The organism is Micromonospora sp. DT178 (assembly GCF_049841695.1).
Taxonomy (GTDB): domain Bacteria; phylum Actinomycetota; class Actinomycetes; order Mycobacteriales; family Micromonosporaceae; genus Micromonospora.
Genome location: NZ_JBNCKV010000005.1, coordinates 424,380 through 438,900 on the forward strand (window position 1 = coordinate 424,380; position 14,521 = coordinate 438,900).

General features: G+C 73.7%; 19 protein-coding genes and 1 tRNA gene. 8 read left to right on the forward strand and 12 right to left on the reverse strand.

The window, feature by feature from the left end:
- Positions 1-37 precede the first annotated feature (37 nt).
- Positions 38-817, forward strand: coding sequence for a class I SAM-dependent methyltransferase (locus tag ACLQ22_RS12855; RefSeq protein ID WP_425692448.1), 780 nt, complete (start codon positions 38-40; stop codon positions 815-817).
- A 101-nt stretch (positions 818-918) separates the two neighbouring features.
- Here ACLQ22_RS12855 and ACLQ22_RS12860 read toward each other — a convergent pair whose 3' ends face one another.
- Complete coding sequence (locus ACLQ22_RS12860; protein ID WP_334604602.1) at positions 919-1,215, reverse strand: hypothetical protein; 297 nt, start codon at positions 1,213-1,215, stop codon at positions 919-921.
- Between the two features lie 161 nt (positions 1,216-1,376).
- On the opposite strand from ACLQ22_RS12860, the gene ACLQ22_RS12865 reads away from it, so the two are divergent.
- Together ACLQ22_RS12865 and ACLQ22_RS12870 are read left to right on the forward strand one after the other, a co-directional pair.
- Positions 1,377-2,234 (forward strand): 3-hydroxyacyl-CoA dehydrogenase family protein, encoded by an 858-nt coding sequence (locus tag ACLQ22_RS12865; protein WP_425692449.1) that lies wholly within the window; start codon positions 1,377-1,379, stop codon positions 2,232-2,234.
- Positions 2,231-2,974, forward strand: coding sequence for an enoyl-CoA hydratase/isomerase family protein (locus ACLQ22_RS12870; RefSeq protein ID WP_366641348.1), 744 nt, complete (start codon positions 2,231-2,233; stop codon positions 2,972-2,974). Before ACLQ22_RS12865 ends, ACLQ22_RS12870 begins: the two co-directional genes overlap by 4 nt.
- Positions 2,975-3,038: 64 nt before the next feature.
- Here ACLQ22_RS12870 and ACLQ22_RS12875 read toward each other — a convergent pair whose 3' ends face one another.
- Entirely contained in the window at positions 3,039-4,388 is a 1,350-nt protein-coding gene (locus tag ACLQ22_RS12875) for an ABC transporter substrate-binding protein (RefSeq protein WP_425692450.1), read from the reverse strand.
- Between the two features lie 155 nt (positions 4,389-4,543).
- On the opposite strand from ACLQ22_RS12875, the gene ACLQ22_RS12880 reads away from it, so the two are divergent.
- Together ACLQ22_RS12880 and ACLQ22_RS12885 are read left to right on the forward strand one after the other, a co-directional pair.
- Entirely contained in the window at positions 4,544-4,933 is a 390-nt protein-coding gene (locus ACLQ22_RS12880; RefSeq protein ID WP_121399136.1) for a hypothetical protein, read from the forward strand.
- Between the two features lie 101 nt (positions 4,934-5,034).
- On the forward strand, positions 5,035-5,742 hold the full coding sequence (locus ACLQ22_RS12885) for a DUF2786 domain-containing protein (protein WP_121397218.1): 708 nt from the start codon (positions 5,035-5,037) through the stop codon (positions 5,740-5,742).
- Between the two features lie 40 nt (positions 5,743-5,782).
- Here the strand turns inward: ACLQ22_RS12885 and ACLQ22_RS12890 are convergent, their stop codons facing one another.
- Entirely contained in the window at positions 5,783-6,301 is a 519-nt protein-coding gene (locus tag ACLQ22_RS12890) for an SRPBCC family protein (RefSeq protein ID WP_425692451.1), read from the reverse strand.
- A gap of 215 nt (positions 6,302-6,516) precedes the next feature.
- Here ACLQ22_RS12890 and ACLQ22_RS12895 point away from each other — a divergent pair, with 215 nt between their 5' ends.
- Positions 6,517-7,869, forward strand: coding sequence for a hypothetical protein (locus tag ACLQ22_RS12895; protein WP_425692452.1), 1,353 nt, complete (start codon positions 6,517-6,519; stop codon positions 7,867-7,869).
- 114 nt (positions 7,870-7,983) lie between these two features.
- Here ACLQ22_RS12895 and ACLQ22_RS12900 read toward each other — a convergent pair whose 3' ends face one another.
- The 3 genes from ACLQ22_RS12900 to ACLQ22_RS12910 form a co-directional block, all read right to left on the reverse strand.
- Positions 7,984-8,751, reverse strand: a complete 768-nt coding sequence (locus ACLQ22_RS12900) for a Stf0 family sulfotransferase (protein ID WP_425692453.1) — start codon at positions 8,749-8,751, stop codon at positions 7,984-7,986.
- 70 nt (positions 8,752-8,821) lie between these two features.
- Positions 8,822-9,262, reverse strand: coding sequence for a hypothetical protein (locus ACLQ22_RS12905; RefSeq protein ID WP_425692454.1), 441 nt, complete (start codon positions 9,260-9,262; stop codon positions 8,822-8,824).
- 207 nt (positions 9,263-9,469) lie between these two features.
- On the reverse strand, positions 9,470-9,904 hold the full coding sequence (locus ACLQ22_RS12910) for a VOC family protein (RefSeq protein WP_425692455.1): 435 nt from the start codon (positions 9,902-9,904) through the stop codon (positions 9,470-9,472).
- 102 nt (positions 9,905-10,006) lie between these two features.
- Between ACLQ22_RS12910 and ACLQ22_RS12915 the strand changes: the two genes are divergently transcribed.
- The gene (locus tag ACLQ22_RS12915) at positions 10,007-10,333 is read left to right on the forward strand and encodes a hypothetical protein (RefSeq protein ID WP_425692456.1); all 327 of its coding nucleotides are present in this window, start codon (positions 10,007-10,009) and stop codon (positions 10,331-10,333) included.
- Positions 10,334-10,403: 70 nt separating this feature from the next.
- On the opposite strand, the gene ACLQ22_RS12920 is transcribed toward ACLQ22_RS12915, so the two are convergent.
- The 6 genes from ACLQ22_RS12920 to ACLQ22_RS12945 all read right to left on the reverse strand — a co-directional run bounded on the left by ACLQ22_RS12920 (position 10,404) and on the right by ACLQ22_RS12945 (position 13,527).
- Complete coding sequence (locus ACLQ22_RS12920) at positions 10,404-11,033, reverse strand: methyltransferase family protein (RefSeq protein ID WP_425692457.1); 630 nt, start codon at positions 11,031-11,033, stop codon at positions 10,404-10,406.
- 2 nt (positions 11,034-11,035) lie between these two features.
- Entirely contained in the window at positions 11,036-11,689 is a 654-nt protein-coding gene (locus ACLQ22_RS12925) for a cation diffusion facilitator family transporter (RefSeq protein WP_425692482.1), read from the reverse strand.
- Between the two features lie 29 nt (positions 11,690-11,718).
- Entirely contained in the window at positions 11,719-12,075 is a 357-nt protein-coding gene (locus tag ACLQ22_RS12930; RefSeq protein ID WP_425692458.1) for an ArsR/SmtB family transcription factor, read from the reverse strand.
- 171 nt (positions 12,076-12,246) lie between these two features.
- Positions 12,247-12,825, reverse strand: coding sequence for a DUF4303 domain-containing protein (locus ACLQ22_RS12935; RefSeq protein WP_425692459.1), 579 nt, complete (start codon positions 12,823-12,825; stop codon positions 12,247-12,249).
- Positions 12,826-12,924: 99 nt separating this feature from the next.
- Positions 12,925-13,013, reverse strand: a tRNA-Phe gene (locus ACLQ22_RS12940).
- A gap of 58 nt (positions 13,014-13,071) precedes the next feature.
- A complete protein-coding gene (locus tag ACLQ22_RS12945; protein ID WP_425692460.1) occupies positions 13,072-13,527 on the reverse strand; it encodes a tyrosine-type recombinase/integrase in 456 nt (151 codons plus the stop codon).
- A 306-nt stretch (positions 13,528-13,833) separates the two neighbouring features.
- Here ACLQ22_RS12945 and ACLQ22_RS12950 point away from each other — a divergent pair, with 306 nt between their 5' ends.
- A complete protein-coding gene (locus tag ACLQ22_RS12950; protein WP_425692461.1) occupies positions 13,834-14,184 on the forward strand; it encodes a hypothetical protein in 351 nt (116 codons plus the stop codon).
- The last annotated feature ends 337 nt before the right edge of the window (positions 14,185-14,521 follow it).

The following is a 14,521-nucleotide window of genomic DNA, read 5'->3' on the forward strand; positions in this document are numbered from 1 at the left end:
GGTGCGGCTGACTGACCGGCCGGATAGCGTGAAGCCCGTGACGGCACAGCCACGGATCGGTGACGTGTTCGGAGAGATGCTGCGCGACGCGTACGCCGTGGCCACCGGGGTCGGCCCCCGGCCGCTGGCCGGCGGGCGGCTGCCGCGACCGGTCATCGAGATCATCGAGCGGGATGACGGGCTCATCAACGGCGCGCCCGCCGCGCACTACCTGGACCCGCCGGCGGACTGGCAGCCGTACGACCACCGGGCCGTGGACCGGGTCCGGGGCGCGACCCTGGACGTCGGCGTCGGGGCGGGCCGGATCGCGCTGCTGCTCCAGGAGCGGGGCGTGCCCGTCACCGGGCTGGACACCTCGGCCGGGGCGCTGGCCGTCTGCCGCCGCCGGGGCGTACGCGACCTGGTGCACGGCACGGTCGACGCGCACGTCGCGGACGGCCGCCGCTACGACACGTTCCTGCTGCTCGGCAACAACGTCGGCCTGCTGGAGGGGCGGGAGCGGGGGCCGGCGCTGCTGGCCGCGTTGGCCGCGCTGGCCCGGCCCGGCGCACAGGTCATCGCCCACGGCACCGACCCGTACGGCACCCGGGATCCGGTGCACACCGGCTACCACGAGCGCAACCGGCGCCGGGGCCGGTTCGGTGGGCAGCTCCGGCTGCGGCTGCGCTACCGGGAGCTGGGCACCGAGTGGTTCGACTACCTGGTCTGCTCCCCGGACGAGCTGGCCGAGCTGGTCCGGGGCAGCGGCTGGCGACTGACCGACGTGGACGACCGGGACGCGCCGTACTACCTGGCCACCCTCCGCCTCGCCGGCTGACCGCAAGGCCCCGACCGCGACGGGGGCCGCGTAGACCTCGGCCGGCGGCCCCGGAACGCCGACGCCGGATTCCCGCCGGACGCGGGAACCCGGCGCGGGTGTCAGACCTGGACGGTCGGGGGGAGCTGCTCGGGCGGCAGCCCGCCGTCGCCGTCGACCACCTCGTCGGGGGTGCCGTCCTCGTCGAGGTCGACCATCGTGATGTCCACCTTGCCGTCGCCGTCGGTGTCGAACTGGAAGAGGTCGGGCTTGCCGTCCCCGTCGGTGTCGACCACCCAGACGTCGGTGCGGCCGTCGTTGTTGGTGTCGGCGCGCAGCAGGTCGACCCGCTCGTCCCCGCGGGTCTCCACGGTCTCCGCCGCGTCCGTGGCGTGCGCGGTCTCCGGTGCCTGGCTCATCTGGCCCGTCCTTCCCTCGGTTGGGTGCCGTGGTACCCGATCCTCCGCGCCCCCACGCATGCCGGGAAGATCGCCGCTGCATAGGGTCGGCCCATGAGCGAGTGGAGCGGGCGGCGGGGCGCGGGTCGACCCCGTCCCGCCACCGGAGACAGGGAGGCGTCATGAGCGACCGCTTTGTCGTCGTCGGGGCCGGCACGATGGGCCTCGGCATCGCGTACGTGGCGGCCGGGGCCGGGCACGCCGTCGAGCTGGTCGAGGTGGACCGGGCCCGGGGCGCGGCGGCCGTCGAGCGGCTCGGGGAGCTGTGGGACAGGGCGGTGGCGCGCGGCAAGCTGGACGCCGACCGGGCCGCGACGAACCGGGAGCGGGTGGCGCTGCGCTCGGGGCTCGTTGAGGTCGCCGAGGAGCCGGCCGTGGTGGTCGAGGCCGTACCGGAGCGGCCGGACCTGAAGCGGGCGGTGCTGCGCGAGGCCGAGGCGCTGCGGCCGGCGCTGCTGGGCAGCAACACCTCCAGCATCCCGATCGCCGCGCTGGCCGAAGGGCTGGCCCGGCCCGAACGCTTCCTCGGGCTGCACTTCTTCAACCCGGTCTGGGCGATGGCCCTGCTGGAGGTCGTGGTCGGCCCGGCCACCGCCGAGGAGACCACCGCGGCGGCCGTCGCGCTCGCCGGCCGGCTGGGCAAGGACCCCGTCGTCGTACGCGACATGCCCGGCTTCGCCACCTCCCGGCTCGGGGTCACCCTCGGGCTGGAGGCGATCCGGATGGTCGCCGACGGGGTGGCCAGCCCCGCCGACATCGACAAGGCCATGGTGCTCGGCTACCGGCACCCGGTCGGCCCGCTGGAGCTGACCGACCTCGTCGGCCTGGACGTGCGGCTCGACATCGCGCGCACCCTCCAGGCCGCGTACGGGGACCGGTTCGCCCCGCCGCCGCTGCTGGAGGAGATGGTGGCCGCCGGCCGCCTGGGCAAGAAGTCCGGCCAGGGCTTCTACCGCTGGGAAGGCGGGGTGCGCTCATGAGTGGGCTGCGGATCGAGGAGCACGCGGACCGGCTGGTGGTGACGCTCGACCGGCCGGAGAAGCGCAACGCCATCGACGCCGACCTGATCGCCGAGCTGCACCAGGTCTGCGCGGACCTGGAGGCGCGCCCCCGCCTGCTGCTGCTCACCGGCGGCACCGAGGGGATCTTCGCCGGTGGGGCGGACATCGGGCAGCTGCGCGAGCGGGGTCGGCTGGACGCCCTCGCGGCGATCAACTCGGCGGCCTTCGCCCGGATCCGGGCGCTGCCGATGCCGACCGTGGCGGCCGTGGACGGGCCCGCGCTGGGCGGGGGCGCCGAGCTGGCGTACGCCTGCGATCTGCGGGTCTGCACGGCGCGGGCGGTGTTCGGCCAGCCGGAGGTCCGGCTGGGGATCCTGGCCGGCGCGGGTGCGACCCACCGGCTGCCGGCGCTGGTCGGGGAGGCCCGGGCCAAGGAGCTGCTCTTCACCGGCCGGCGGGTGGACGCCGAGGAGGCGCTGCGGATCGGGCTGGTCAACCGGGTGGTGGCCGAGCCCGGCGAGCTGCTGCCCACGGCGCACGGGCTGCTCGACGAGATGGCGAAGGGATCGGCGTTGGCGCTGCGGCTGACCAAGCTGGCGGTCGACGCGCCGGCCGCCGCGCACCCGCACCTCGACCTCGTCAGCCAGGCGGTGCTCTTCGAGGACGAGGAGAAGCACCGGCGGATGACGGAGTTCCTGGAGCGTCGACGCCCCCGCTGAGGCCCGGACGAACGACGGCCGCACCGGTCACCGGTGCGGCCGTCCGTGTCCGACGGGTGGTGGCTCAGTGCCGGATCTCGACCCCGGCGTCCGCGAGGGCCCGGATCACCTGCGCGGACTCGGCGAAGCCGATGATCAGCACGGCCTCGGCGCCGAAGTCCTTGATCTCCTTCGCGCCCGCGACGAAGTCGATCGGGTTCGCCTTGGCGTCCTCCGGCGGGTCGTAGGTCAGCAGCTTGAGCCGGTCGCCGCCGATGCCGGCCCGCTCCAGTTCGGCCCGGACGGTGCCCTGGAGGCCCTCGCCGTAGGAGTCCTTACGGGCGACGATGGCGATCTTCTGCGGGCCGTCGCGGAGGATCACGTCGGCCAGTGCCCGGCCCTGGAGGCTGTCCGGCGGGGCGGTGCGGAAGTAGAGGCCCTTGTCGTCGAGCTCGGTCAGGCTGGCGTCGGTGTTCGACGGGGAGAACAGGACCTTGCCGGCCCGCACCACGTCGGGCAGCACCTCCCGGGAGATCCCGGAGCCACTGGCACCGATGATGACGTGCACGTTCCGCTCGACGTGCTTCGCCACGGTGGCCTTGGCCACCGCCGGGTTGGTGCCGTCGTCGCCGTCGATCCAGACCACCGGCTCGCCGAGCGCCCCGCCCGCCGCGTTGATTTCCTTGATCGCCAGCTTGGCGCCGGCTGACACCGGCGGGTACGCGAGGGACAGGTCACCGGTCTGCGACAGCAGGCCGCCCAGGACCAGCGGGGAGCCGTCGCTGCGGTCGGTGCGGCCGCCGCGCTGCTTCTTCGGCTTCGGCGGGGCCTTGGTGCTCGCCGCCGACTCGTCCCCGGCCCCGACGAACTCCGTCTTGCCGTCGTTGAGCCGCTGGCCGTCGAAGTGCAGCGTGCCGTAGCTCGCGGTGGACGGCTCGCCGGCGTCGGTGAAACCGGCGCGGGTCAGCGAGACGCTGCGGTACTCGACGTCCTGGCCCGCGCGGGCCAGGGCCAGGCACTCGGCCACCCGCTCGCAGCGCTGCCCCCCGTTGGTGACCCCGACGATCTGCTTCGCGATGGCGGCCGGATCCGTCGTGCCCGCGAGTTGGGCGGCGATCGCGCTGATCACCACCGCGTCGTACGTCTCGGCGGAGTAGAGGAAGTCGCCCAGCTTCGGGTCGACGGACCGGAGCCGGTTCTTGAAGTCCTCGGGCAGGGGCGTCATCGGCGTGGTGCCCTTCATGCCGTCGACCAGGCTGGCGCGATCCTTCAGCTCGGCAGGGTACGAGTTCAGCATGTTGCCGTCGGTGCCGTAGAGGCGCACCTGTTGGGTGGCCGCCTCCTCGGGCTCTTCGGTCCCGCAGGCGCTCGTGGCGAGCAGGAACGTCGCGCAGGCAGCCAGGGTGGCCGCCCGCGAGGCGCGTGACTTGAACATGGTCGTCCTTCCTCCGGCGAAGGTCCGCTGCGCACATTAGCGTGCTGGGCCGTGCGGCGGGACCACGGATGCGGCTCAATCCGCAGGTCGCCCGCCTTGACTACGGAAAGTGACCGCCGCCGGGTGGCTTGACCGTCCCCTCTACCGTGCTGTGGGTGACGGACTCACCACAGCAGACGCTCGACGACGCGACCGCCGTGCTCCGCTCGGCGCTGGCCGGGGACGGCGACGCGGTGGCGGGGACCTTCGACGCGGTCGTCGACCGGTCCGGCCTGGCCGGCGCGTACGGGGTGGCCTGGTGTCTTGCCGCGACGATGGTCGGCGAGCCGGTGCCGCCGGGCACGTGCGCGCTGGACTTCCCCGGCATCGACGAGGCGGGCTACGACACCCGCTGGGTGGCGCGCTTCGTCAGCGCGTACGCCAACGCCGACGCCGACACCGGCGAGGCGCTGTTCGGGGCGGCGGCGGCCGACGGGCTGCTGCCGGAGTGCCTGCTCACCCTCGCCGGCTCGACCGTGGCGACGCTGCGTAGCCGGGCCGACTGACCCGTCGGTGCCGCTCGTCGGCTCGGGACCACCGGGGCGTCCGGTGGCCGCCGGTCGGGCGTGGTGCGGCGGGGCCGGTCCGCCGTGACAGGCTGAGGGGCATGTCCGACGCCATGCTCAGCAAGGTGCGCAAGCTGCTGGCCCAGGCCGAGGACCCGGCCTGCACCCCCGCCGAGTCGGCCGCGTTCACGGCCAAGGCGACCGAGCTGATCGCCCGCTACGGCGTGGACCGGGCGCTGCTGGCCGCCCGGGATCCGGCCACGGACCCGGTGGGCGACCGGGTGGTCGAGGTCGTCGCCCCGTACGCCCGGGACAAGGCCGGCCTGCTCGCCGCTGTCGCCGATCCGCTGCGCTGCCGCTGCGTCCGCCGCCGGGAGGGCGCCGGCTTCGCCATGCACCTGTTCGGCTTCGCCAGCGACCTCGAACGGGTCGAGTTGCTCTTCACGTCGCTGCTGGTGCAGGCCGCCCACGGGCTGGCCGGCGCCGAGGTGCCGGCCGGCGCGCATGTCGCCGCCTTCCGGCGCTCCTGGCTGGCCGGTTTCGCCCAGGTGATCGGGGTGCGGCTCCGGGCGGCGGAGGCCGGGGCCGTCGCCGAGGCGGGCGCGCCCTCGGTGGCGCTGGTCCTGGCCGACCGGTCGGACCGGGTCCAGCACCGCGTCGCCGAGGTGTACCCACGGCTGCGTACCGCCGCGCCGCGCCGGCTGGCCGGCGGCGGGTTCGGCTCGGGTGCCGAGGCGGGCCGCCGCGCCGACCTCGGCGGGCGGGGCGTCGCCACCGCGCCGGGCGCGCGTCCCGGCCTCGGCCGCTGACCCCCGCAGCCTCGGGCGGCCGGGTGCATGCGGGAGCCGGTCAGCCGGGGCTGCGGTCGGCCACCCTGGCGGCGTAGCGGGTGAGCAGTTCGTGCCAGCCGGCGGTCAGCGCCTGCCGGTAGCCCTCCGCGGCCTCGCCGTGCCGGTCGAAGTGCCGGTGCTCGACCTCCATCCGCGTCCGCTCCGGCCCGTCCGGGTGGAAGAGCACCTCCACCTCGCTCGCCTTCGCCGGGTCCGGCACCGGCGCCCGGTCCGCCCCGATCTGCCAGGTGAAGACCAGCCGCTCGGGCGGATCCCAGGTCAGCACCCGGCCCCAGTCGCAGCGGAAGCCGTGCGGACCGATCTCGTAGAGCATGCCGCCGCTGTGCGGCTCCATGCCCAGGTCGGCGAGCTGCTCCGGCCCGGACCAGGTGTATTCCACCACCCACCACTGCGCCAGGGCCCCGGTGAACACCTCGAACGCCCGCTGCGCGGGAGCGGGGACCAGGAGGGCGCTGCGCAACGCGAACCGTTCAGACTCCTGCCGGATGCCGGCCGGGTCAGCCATCTCCTGTCCCATAGGCCCGGACCATACCGGCTCATGCCCGGGTGCGCAGCTTCCCGATTGCCGTCTTCGGGCCGCCCTTCCGCAGGCCGGACCACGCCGGCGCGTCGACCCCTGGCCGGGCGGCTGGCCCGGTCGTACCGCCGTGCCGGCGGGATGTTCGGCCGGATAGCGGGTACCCGCGCCGAACGGTCCCGGCCGGCCCGGCCGGAGGATGCGGAGCGGGGAGCATGAGCGAGTACGCGCAGCAGCGGGACAACGACCGAACCGGCGGCCGATCGAACCGACGCGACGGGGAATCCGAGCCTGCCCGCCGCGAGAGGGAGGCGGAAGCTGCCCGCCGGGGCGGGGAGAACGAGCCGGACGTCCTGCTGGACATCCCGGAGGTGTCCGTCGACTCGATCCGGCTCGCCGTGGACGGGCTGGACGCCGACGTCTCCCTGCGGGCCCGGCTGGCCAACCTCCTCCAGCTCGACGCCGGGGTGCGGGTGCACCTGGAGGGCGTCGAGCTGGACATCACCGGGGTACACGCCGAGGCGTTGCTCAAGGTGCGGCTGGAGAAGCTGGTGCAGATCCTCGACCGGGCGCTGACCACCATCGACCGCAACCCGCAGGTCATCCAGACGCTGTCGGCTACGGCGACCGCCGCGATGGACGACGTGAACCGGGCCACGCAGCAGATGTCCCACCTGGGCGGGCAACTCGTCGGCCCGGGGGAGCAGCGCCCGCTGGAGCGGGTCGGCGGCGCGACCGACGACCTCGGCCAGCAGGTGGGCGCGATCGGCGCGGTCGCCGACCAGTCACTGCGCGAGCCGGGCGGCCCCGGCCGAGGCGGCATGCCCGGTCCCGGCCAGGGCGGGGGGCCCGGAGCCGGCCAGGGCGGGGAGCCGGGCGGCCCGGGGCGGGGCGGGGAGCCCGGCGCGGAGCAGGCCCAGCGGGGTGGTGGCCTCGCCAGCGGCTCGGGCGGCGGAGGCGAGCAGGGCCAGGCGCAGCGCGCACGCGAACGGGCGGGCGACGAGGCGGCCCGCCGGGAGCCGGGCCGGCCCGAGGAACGGGAGCACGGCCAGGGCGCCCCGGAACAGGGCGCGCAGCGGCCGGGCGGTGCGCAACAGGGTGGCGGCGGGCAGCGGCCGGGCGGCGAACAGGGCGGCGGGCAGCAGCCGGGCGGCGAACAGGGCGGCGGGCAGCGGCCGGGTGGTGAGCAGGGCGGCGGGCAGCAGCCCGGTGGTTCGCAACAGGGCGGTGGCGCGGAGCAGGGCGGGCAGCGGCCGGGGCGCGAGGAACAGGGCGCTCAGCAGCCGGGCGGTGAGCGGGTCGGCGGGCCCTGGGGCGGCACGGCCGGAGAGGGCGGCGGGGACCGGGGCGCCGGCGGGCCCGGCGGGCCGGAGGCCGGGCAGCGTGAGCCGTCGGGCGGCCCGGCCGAGGGCGGGCAGGGCCGGCAGCCCGAGAACCGCGGCGGTGACGGCGCGCTGAGCGCCGCCCAGCTCGCCGAGCAGGCGGGGGAGACGCTGAGGCAGGCCGGCCGGAGCGTCTGGGAGGCGATCCAGGGCGGGGTGGCCCAGCACCGCCAGCAGCGGCGCTGACCCAGCGGGCGGCCCTGACCGCCGACGGCCTGCCTGCGGCCCCGCCGACCGCCGAAGGGTCGAGGCCCGGCCGCTCTGGCGGCCCGCTCTGGCGGCGACCCGCCGGTCGACGGATCAGGCGTCGGTCATTTCTGCCCGATACCGGGCGATCCACTGCCGGTTGAGTTCGTCGGCCTGGCGTTGGTGACGCGCGACGACGGCGCAGCCGTCCGCGGGCACGTCCAGCCCCAGGAAGTCGAGGACGCCGCACGTGGTGGCGACCATGTCCTCGGCCAGTTCCTCGTAGCGCACGACGTGCGGCTGGATCCCCCACGAGGCGAACCATGCCTCCCAGGCCGCGTTGTGCTCCCGGATCTCCTCGACGTAGTGCCTGATGCCGTCCGCGTCGAAGCGGGGCGCCTGCCCGTTGCCGGCGTCGCCGCTGATCTCCCCGCTGCCGCCGACGAACCACCTGCCGGTCTGCTCGGCGCGCAGCCGCGACACCGCCTGTGCCAGCACGTCGTCGCGTCGCAGGAAGACGAAGCCGGTGCGGCCGAACGTCCGGCCGAGGATTGCGACGTCGTCGCCGTCGAGGTCGGGATGGACCGCCGCGAGCTTCGCGACCACCTCATCGAGCGTTCCCCACATGAGCTTCGCGCCGAACACGCCGTTGTCGGTCCGGCCCGCGGCGAGCGCGGCGCGGACGAAGTCCGCGTAGGCGAAGCCGCCGTCCGCCGTACGGGGAAGCTGCCACCGGTCGGCCCACAGCGGCTCGTCCGGGGAGCGGAAGTAGGCCTGCGGGCGACCGGCGACACCGGTGGACTCCAGCAACCCGAGCAGGAGCGAGCTGCCGGTGCGCGGGGTGCCGCAGATGAAGTACGAGTCGACACGGTCCGTCGGCATGGCCGTTACACAACCGCAGCGCGGGCGCCCGCCGCAACCGAATTCATCCGGGCCCGGGCGGCCGGGATGATCAGCCGAGGGCTCGCAGTGCGACCGTGACCACGACGAAGAGTGCGATGGCGGCGGCGGAGGCGATCCGTGCCTGTCGCGACCGGGTGAAGAGGCCCGCCACCAGCGCCGCCCCCAGGCCCAGCAACCAGTGACCGACCTCGGGATGCCGGTCGGGCTCGAAGCCGAGGTGGCCGAGGGCGGCACGCCCGTAGCCCACGAGCGCGGCACCGCCGACCCAGACGAGCAGGGTCCAGCCACACCGGCGGCCGGGGCTCTCGGTCAGCGGCGATCCGTGGCGGGTGAGCGTGCCGAGCAGATAGGTCACCGTCAGCAGCGCCGCCACGCCGGCGAGCAGCACGGCGTGCACACCCACGAAGAGGGCGAGCAGCACCCACGGGCCGCCGTTGGTCCCGCGCAGGAACAGGGCGGCCGTCGCGCCGACCACGACCATCTGCCCCACCGCCAGGCGCCCTGGGTTCACCACCCGCGGCGCCGCCGGTGCCGACCGTGCGGTCGACTGCTCGGCCACGCTCCGTCCCCCCGTCGCGCCGGCCCGCCGCAGACGGAACCAGGGCGGGGCGGTGACCAGCCTGGCAGAGCCGGGCGGCCTACCGCTGTCCCGGATCCGTCCGTCGACAGATTCGGGGCGGGCGGACGGCAGACGCCGTCATGCCGAGGTCGCGGCGACGCAGAACTCGTTGCCCTCCGGGTCGGCCATGACGATGTGGTGCCCGGTGAACTCCTCCAGGACGGTCCCGCCCGCCTGCACCAGCCGCTCGGACTCGGCCCTGATCCGCGCCCACCGCTCGTCGGGGGTGCCGTGGCCCGGCACCCGGACGTCGATGTGCAGTCGGTTCTTCGCCGTCTTCGGCTCGGGGACCCTGAGGATGGAGAGCGCGGGCCCGACGCCGTCGGGATCGCACAGCCACGCCACGTCGTCCACCGGGTCGTCCTCCGGCAGGTGGAAACTCGCGTGCCACTCCTCACGGGTCCGGAAGGGCGCGGGCGGCGGCTCGTCCACGTAACCCAGCGCCGTCTTCCAGAAGTCGCCGAGGAGCTTCGCGTCCTCGCAGTCGAGGGTCAGGCTGATTCTGGCTGCCATGGCGGGACCGTACTGCGTACCCCCGACAGGCGCGGCCGCGTCGACGGAGCGGGCCCCGCTGGTACCGCTTGCGACCTTGACGTCCCTTGCATGATGGGCCGCATGAGCCTGAGTGATCCGGACCCGGTGTGGATCGCCGCGCGCCTCGTGATCGTGCTCCTCAGCCTGGCCCTGATCGTTCTCGGCGTGCGCGTCGCCGTGTCACGGCGGTTTCCCCCGGCGTGGGTGCGGGTCGCCCGCCTGACGGCGAGCCAGCGGTCCCAACCCCTCCGCGTCGGCGGCGGCCAGGCGCTGCTCGGCGCGTGCCTGCTGCTCCAGCAGGCACCGTTTCTCATCCCCATGCCCTTCCTGGCCGGACGCACCCTGCTCGTGGTGGCGCTCATCCTTGCCGTGACCGGGGCGGGATGGGTCGTCCTGCTCCGGCGCTAGACACCGGCATGAACGGGGTGACCGGAGCTGCACCGACCGCCGCCAGGGCGCGAGAGCCGAACGTCTGTGGTCACCGCACCGGCTCCGCGTCGTGTCGCCGGCTGATCCTGCCCAGGCCGGGCAGGAAGCGGCCCACCCTGGCCGCGTACCGGCGGTAGGCGTCGCCGTGGGTGGCGATCAGGTACGGCTCCTCGACGGCGCGGACCTGTAGTTGCAGCGCCAGGACCAGGGCGAGCCAGGCGGCCAGTGCGACGGTGTTGGGCACCATCAGGGCCAGGCCGAGGGCGGTGGCCGCCATGGCGGTGAAGATGGGGTTACGGGCGAGCCCGAACGCGCCGCCGGTCACCAGGGAGGTGCGTTCGCCGGGGTCGACGCCGATCCGCCACGAGGTGCCCATGGCGATCTGGGCGGCGAGCGTGGCCCCGATGCCGGCGACGGTGACGACCAGGCCGACCACGTGCAGGGGCCGGTTGTCGAGGCCGGGCACCGGCGACAGGCCGGCGAGAGCGGCGGCCGGACCGGCCGCACCGAGCACGAGGGCGGCGACGAACAGCAGTTTCGCCCACCACCGCAGGGTGCCGGGCGGGCCGGCGTCGAGGCGTAGGCCGGTGTCGCCGGTGCGGCGCCATTGGGCGAGGGTGCGCCAGCCGAAGGCGAGCAGCAGGCCCAGCAGGTAGAGCGGCAGTGCGAGCCAGGCCATCGTCACGCCTTCCCGTCCGTGCAGCAGGCGTCGGCGCAGTCCGGGCCCTGGCCGGCGGCGGACAGGGGCGCGCAGTCGTCGCAGTGCTCACCGCGCCAGGCTTCGATGCCTTCCTTCACCGCGACCCCGGCGATCACGAGCGCGGCGATCGGATCCGCCCACGACCAACCCCAGACGGCGTTGAGGACCAGGCCGACGAGCAGCACCGCGGACAGGTACGCGCACAACATGGTCTGCGTCGAGTCGGCCATGACCGTCGCGGAGCCGAGTTCCCGCCCGGTGCGCCGCTTGGCCCGTACGAGCAGCGGCATCACGATCAGCGACGCGACGGCGAGACCGATGCCCACCGGGCTGGCGTCGGCGTCCCCGCCCGTCGACAGCGAGCGGACGGCGTCGAACGTCACCCAGGCGGCCAGGGCGAAGAACGACACGCCGATCAGCCGCAACGCCAGCCGCTCCCGGTCCTCGGGCGCCCGGGAGCGGAACTGCCAGATCAGCACGGCGGCGCTGGACACCTCGACGAACGAGTCCAGGCCGAAGCCGATCAGCGCCGTGGACGAGGCCGCCGCCCCGGCGGCGATCGCGACCAGGCCCTCCAACAGGTTGTAGCCGGCGGTGGCGTAGGCCAGCCACAGGCTGCGTCGCGACAGCACCATCCGACGCTCCGGGGTCGGCAGCGACACGCTCACGTGGTCGTCCCCGCCGCGCCGGCCGGCGTGCCGTAGACCGGGCACAGGGCGACCGCCTCGCCCGTGGCGGCCAGGACCTGTTCCGCCGACCGCAGCAGGTCCAGCAGCTCCGGCCGCGTCAGCGCGTAGAACGACTGGCGGCCCTCCACCCGGTAGTCGACGAGGCCGCAGTCGCGAAGGCACGCCAGGTGCTTCGACACCGTCGACTGCGCCAGGCCCAACTCGTTGGTCAGGTCCACCACGCGTGCCTCTCCGGTCGCCATCCGGCGCAGGATGGCCAGCCGGGTGGGATCACCGAGGGAGCGGAACAGCGCCACGGCGGGAGCCAGCCCGGGAGTGCAACCAATCGCCATATGGCGATGATAGCCGGACCGGGCGATTGGTTTCGGGGTGGTCGCGGGCGATTCTCAGAAGCGTGTCAACAGCGCCCGGGAGGGCACCGTCGACGCCGCGGCGACGGAGCTGGACGCCGGCACTGTCGCCGGTCGGCATCGTCCGAGCGCGCCGCTACCTGTCGACGGTCGTCAGCCCTCGTCCGTCTCGTCGAAGAAGTCGCGGGCGGAGGCGACGAGGGCGGGGTTCGGGTGGCCGTCGTTGAGGAGGTCGATGCTGCGTACCGTCAGGTGCGCATTGCCGTCCGTGTCCGTGACGAACAGCACGGGGTGCCAGGCGGAGTTGACGCCGGCGATGCTCGCCCGGACGCGGTGGTCGCCCAGGGCGGCTTCCAGGGTCGCGCGGGCCCGGACGCACCATTCGTCGTGCGCCTCGTCGTCGTCGCCGAGAGAGAGGTGGGTGTCGAACATGTCCCGGCTGATCTGCACCATCGACTCGACACCGTGCTCGGGCGCCCCGTGGTCATCCGCAACGGCCCACTCGTCGGGCCACCAGCGGTAGCCGTCGGCATACGCGTCGTCGGCCTTGACGAGCACCTCGAGGGCTTCCTCGGTGTGCGCCAGCAGGTTCACCGTGATGACGTCGCTGTCCGTGGTGAGCGCCACCGCGTACAGCTCCTCCGATGCGCGTCGCTCGAGCATCGGGCGGATCGTCGCGCAGATGCTCGCGACGATCCGCTCGTGCAGTGCGGGCATGTCGACGGTGGGCACCGCGCTCCTCCCCGAATCTTCGCGGACTCACCCCGCACGCAGAAGCGCCGACCGGCGTTTCCGCTGGTCGGCGCTTCAGTAGCCCGGCGAAAGGCTATGTGGCCAGGGGCGGGGTCGAACCGCCGACCTTCCGATTTTCAGTCGGACGCTCGTACATTTTCGCAGGCCAGAGTACCGCAGCGGGCCACCGTGCGATCGTCATGCGATTAGCTGCGCATCGTGATGTGCCGGGGCAGCCGTGCGACATCACCGTGTGCGGCGGAGTTCCGACAGGGCCTTAGCGATCTCGCGGTCACGCCCGTCGACGGCGTGCAGGTAGCGGCGGGCTGCCGCCATGGACGAGTGCCCGAGCCGCTTCATCAGGTCGGCCAGGGTCGCGCCGGTCTGGGCGGCGAGGGTCTGCCCCGTGTGCCGCAGGTCGTGGAAGGTCAGATCATCGAGGCCAACTTGCTTCCGCGCCCGAACGAACGCCTGATAGAGCGTGTTGCCGCGTAGAGGGGTGCCGTCGCGGCTGACGAACAGCCGGTCAGTACCGGCGTACTCGTCGAGGTGCAACCGGATCAGCGGGGCGACGTGAGGCGGGATGGAGATGGTGCGCTTCCCGGCTTCCGACTTGGGGTCCTTGTCGAACGCTCGACCAGGAGCGTGCAGGGGTTCGACGCGAGCCTTCCGAACGGTGATGGTGTGCTCGGTCAGGTCCACGTCTGAGACGCGCAGGCCGGCGCACTTCTAGAACTCTTCGGCTAGTCAACCCGATCTGTTTTCTGTCGGCCTCGATGCCTCTCGTATGGTCAGGCGGTGATCATCGGGGAGGAAGTTCAAGGATGGCGACCGCACAGGGTACGACACCCCACTAGGCCGGCGCAGCGATGGCCCTGGGTGCTTCTAGCACTCACGGCGATCGTTTGCGCCGGCCTTGTCGCTGTCCCGGCTGTTTGGGCCGTGCGGACGCAGTTGGAAGCCGGGCGAGGCGAAGCCGCACCGGAGGCAGCGGCCACGGTATGGCTGTTGAAGCTGAGTGCCGGCGACGGCATCGGGCTATCGAGGGTGCTAGCAGAGGAACGACACGACGAGCTGCGCCGCCAGTGGCAGAGCTACCGCGATGAGATGACCCGATCCCAACGCCCTCCGTCAAAGCTCGAAGCCACGGGAGCCGCCGTCATCGAGCACCAGGGCGACGACCGGGCGACGGTGGTAGAGCACGTGCGCGGCGTGTGGTGGGACGAAGGCATGTCCCTGGCAGGAAGTGCCCATCCGTGGCGGTGGGAGCTACGCAAGGACGACGGTGGTTGGCGCGTGTGGTCCGTCGAGTTGCCGGCGTGGTGTGGGGTGCACGTCCGGACGGATGTGTGTCGGTGATGAGGACCAGGGCGTGAGCAGCGAGAGGTAGAGGCCCGAGCAGAACGGGCAGGCAGGAAACCGCGGGGCCGATAGATGGTGAAGGTTGGCAGGCGGCATACACGGAGCGACTAGGCAGCCGGTGTCATGCGTCGTGAAGAGACGGCGACGCTCCCAGGCGACACCGGACGGCGGTGGCCGGGAGGGTGTTGTGTTCGTGCCGGCTAGGTCGGCTCGGAGCTGCCTGTGATTGTGATCCGTCAGTTGATGTGCGATGCGGTTCCGTCAGGTGATGTGCGACGGGTGGTCTAGGAAACTGAGGTAGCGATCCGCGGTCGCTGGCCTTTGATGCTACGGA

Bases quoted from the DNA above. Each gene is read 5' to 3' on its own strand.
- ACLQ22_RS12860 (WP_334604602.1), bottom strand. From the start codon at position 1,215: ATGAGCCAGGCACCGGAGACCGCGCACGCCACGGACGCGGCGGAGACC.
- ACLQ22_RS12865 (WP_425692449.1), top strand. From the start codon at position 1,377: ATGAGCGACCGCTTTGTCGTCGTCGGGGCCGGCACGATGGGCCTCGGC.
- ACLQ22_RS12870 (WP_366641348.1), top strand. From the start codon at position 2,231: ATGAGTGGGCTGCGGATCGAGGAGCACGCGGACCGGCTGGTGGTGACG.
- ACLQ22_RS12875 (WP_425692450.1), bottom strand. From the start codon at position 4,388: ATGTTCAAGTCACGCGCCTCGCGGGCGGCCACCCTGGCTGCCTGCGCG.
- ACLQ22_RS12885 (WP_121397218.1), top strand. From the start codon at position 5,035: ATGTCCGACGCCATGCTCAGCAAGGTGCGCAAGCTGCTGGCCCAGGCC.
- ACLQ22_RS12890 (WP_425692451.1), bottom strand. From the start codon at position 6,301: ATGGGACAGGAGATGGCTGACCCGGCCGGCATCCGGCAGGAGTCTGAA.
- ACLQ22_RS12895 (WP_425692452.1), top strand. From the start codon at position 6,517: ATGAGCGAGTACGCGCAGCAGCGGGACAACGACCGAACCGGCGGCCGA.
- ACLQ22_RS12900 (WP_425692453.1), bottom strand. From the start codon at position 8,751: ATGCCGACGGACCGTGTCGACTCGTACTTCATCTGCGGCACCCCGCGC.
- ACLQ22_RS12910 (WP_425692455.1), bottom strand. From the start codon at position 9,904: ATGGCAGCCAGAATCAGCCTGACCCTCGACTGCGAGGACGCGAAGCTC.
- ACLQ22_RS12915 (WP_425692456.1), top strand. From the start codon at position 10,007: ATGAGCCTGAGTGATCCGGACCCGGTGTGGATCGCCGCGCGCCTCGTG.
- ACLQ22_RS12920 (WP_425692457.1), bottom strand. From the start codon at position 11,033: ATGGCCTGGCTCGCACTGCCGCTCTACCTGCTGGGCCTGCTGCTCGCC.
- ACLQ22_RS12925 (WP_425692482.1), bottom strand. From the start codon at position 11,689: ATGGTGCTGTCGCGACGCAGCCTGTGGCTGGCCTACGCCACCGCCGGC.
- ACLQ22_RS12930 (WP_425692458.1), bottom strand. From the start codon at position 12,075: ATGGCGATTGGTTGCACTCCCGGGCTGGCTCCCGCCGTGGCGCTGTTC.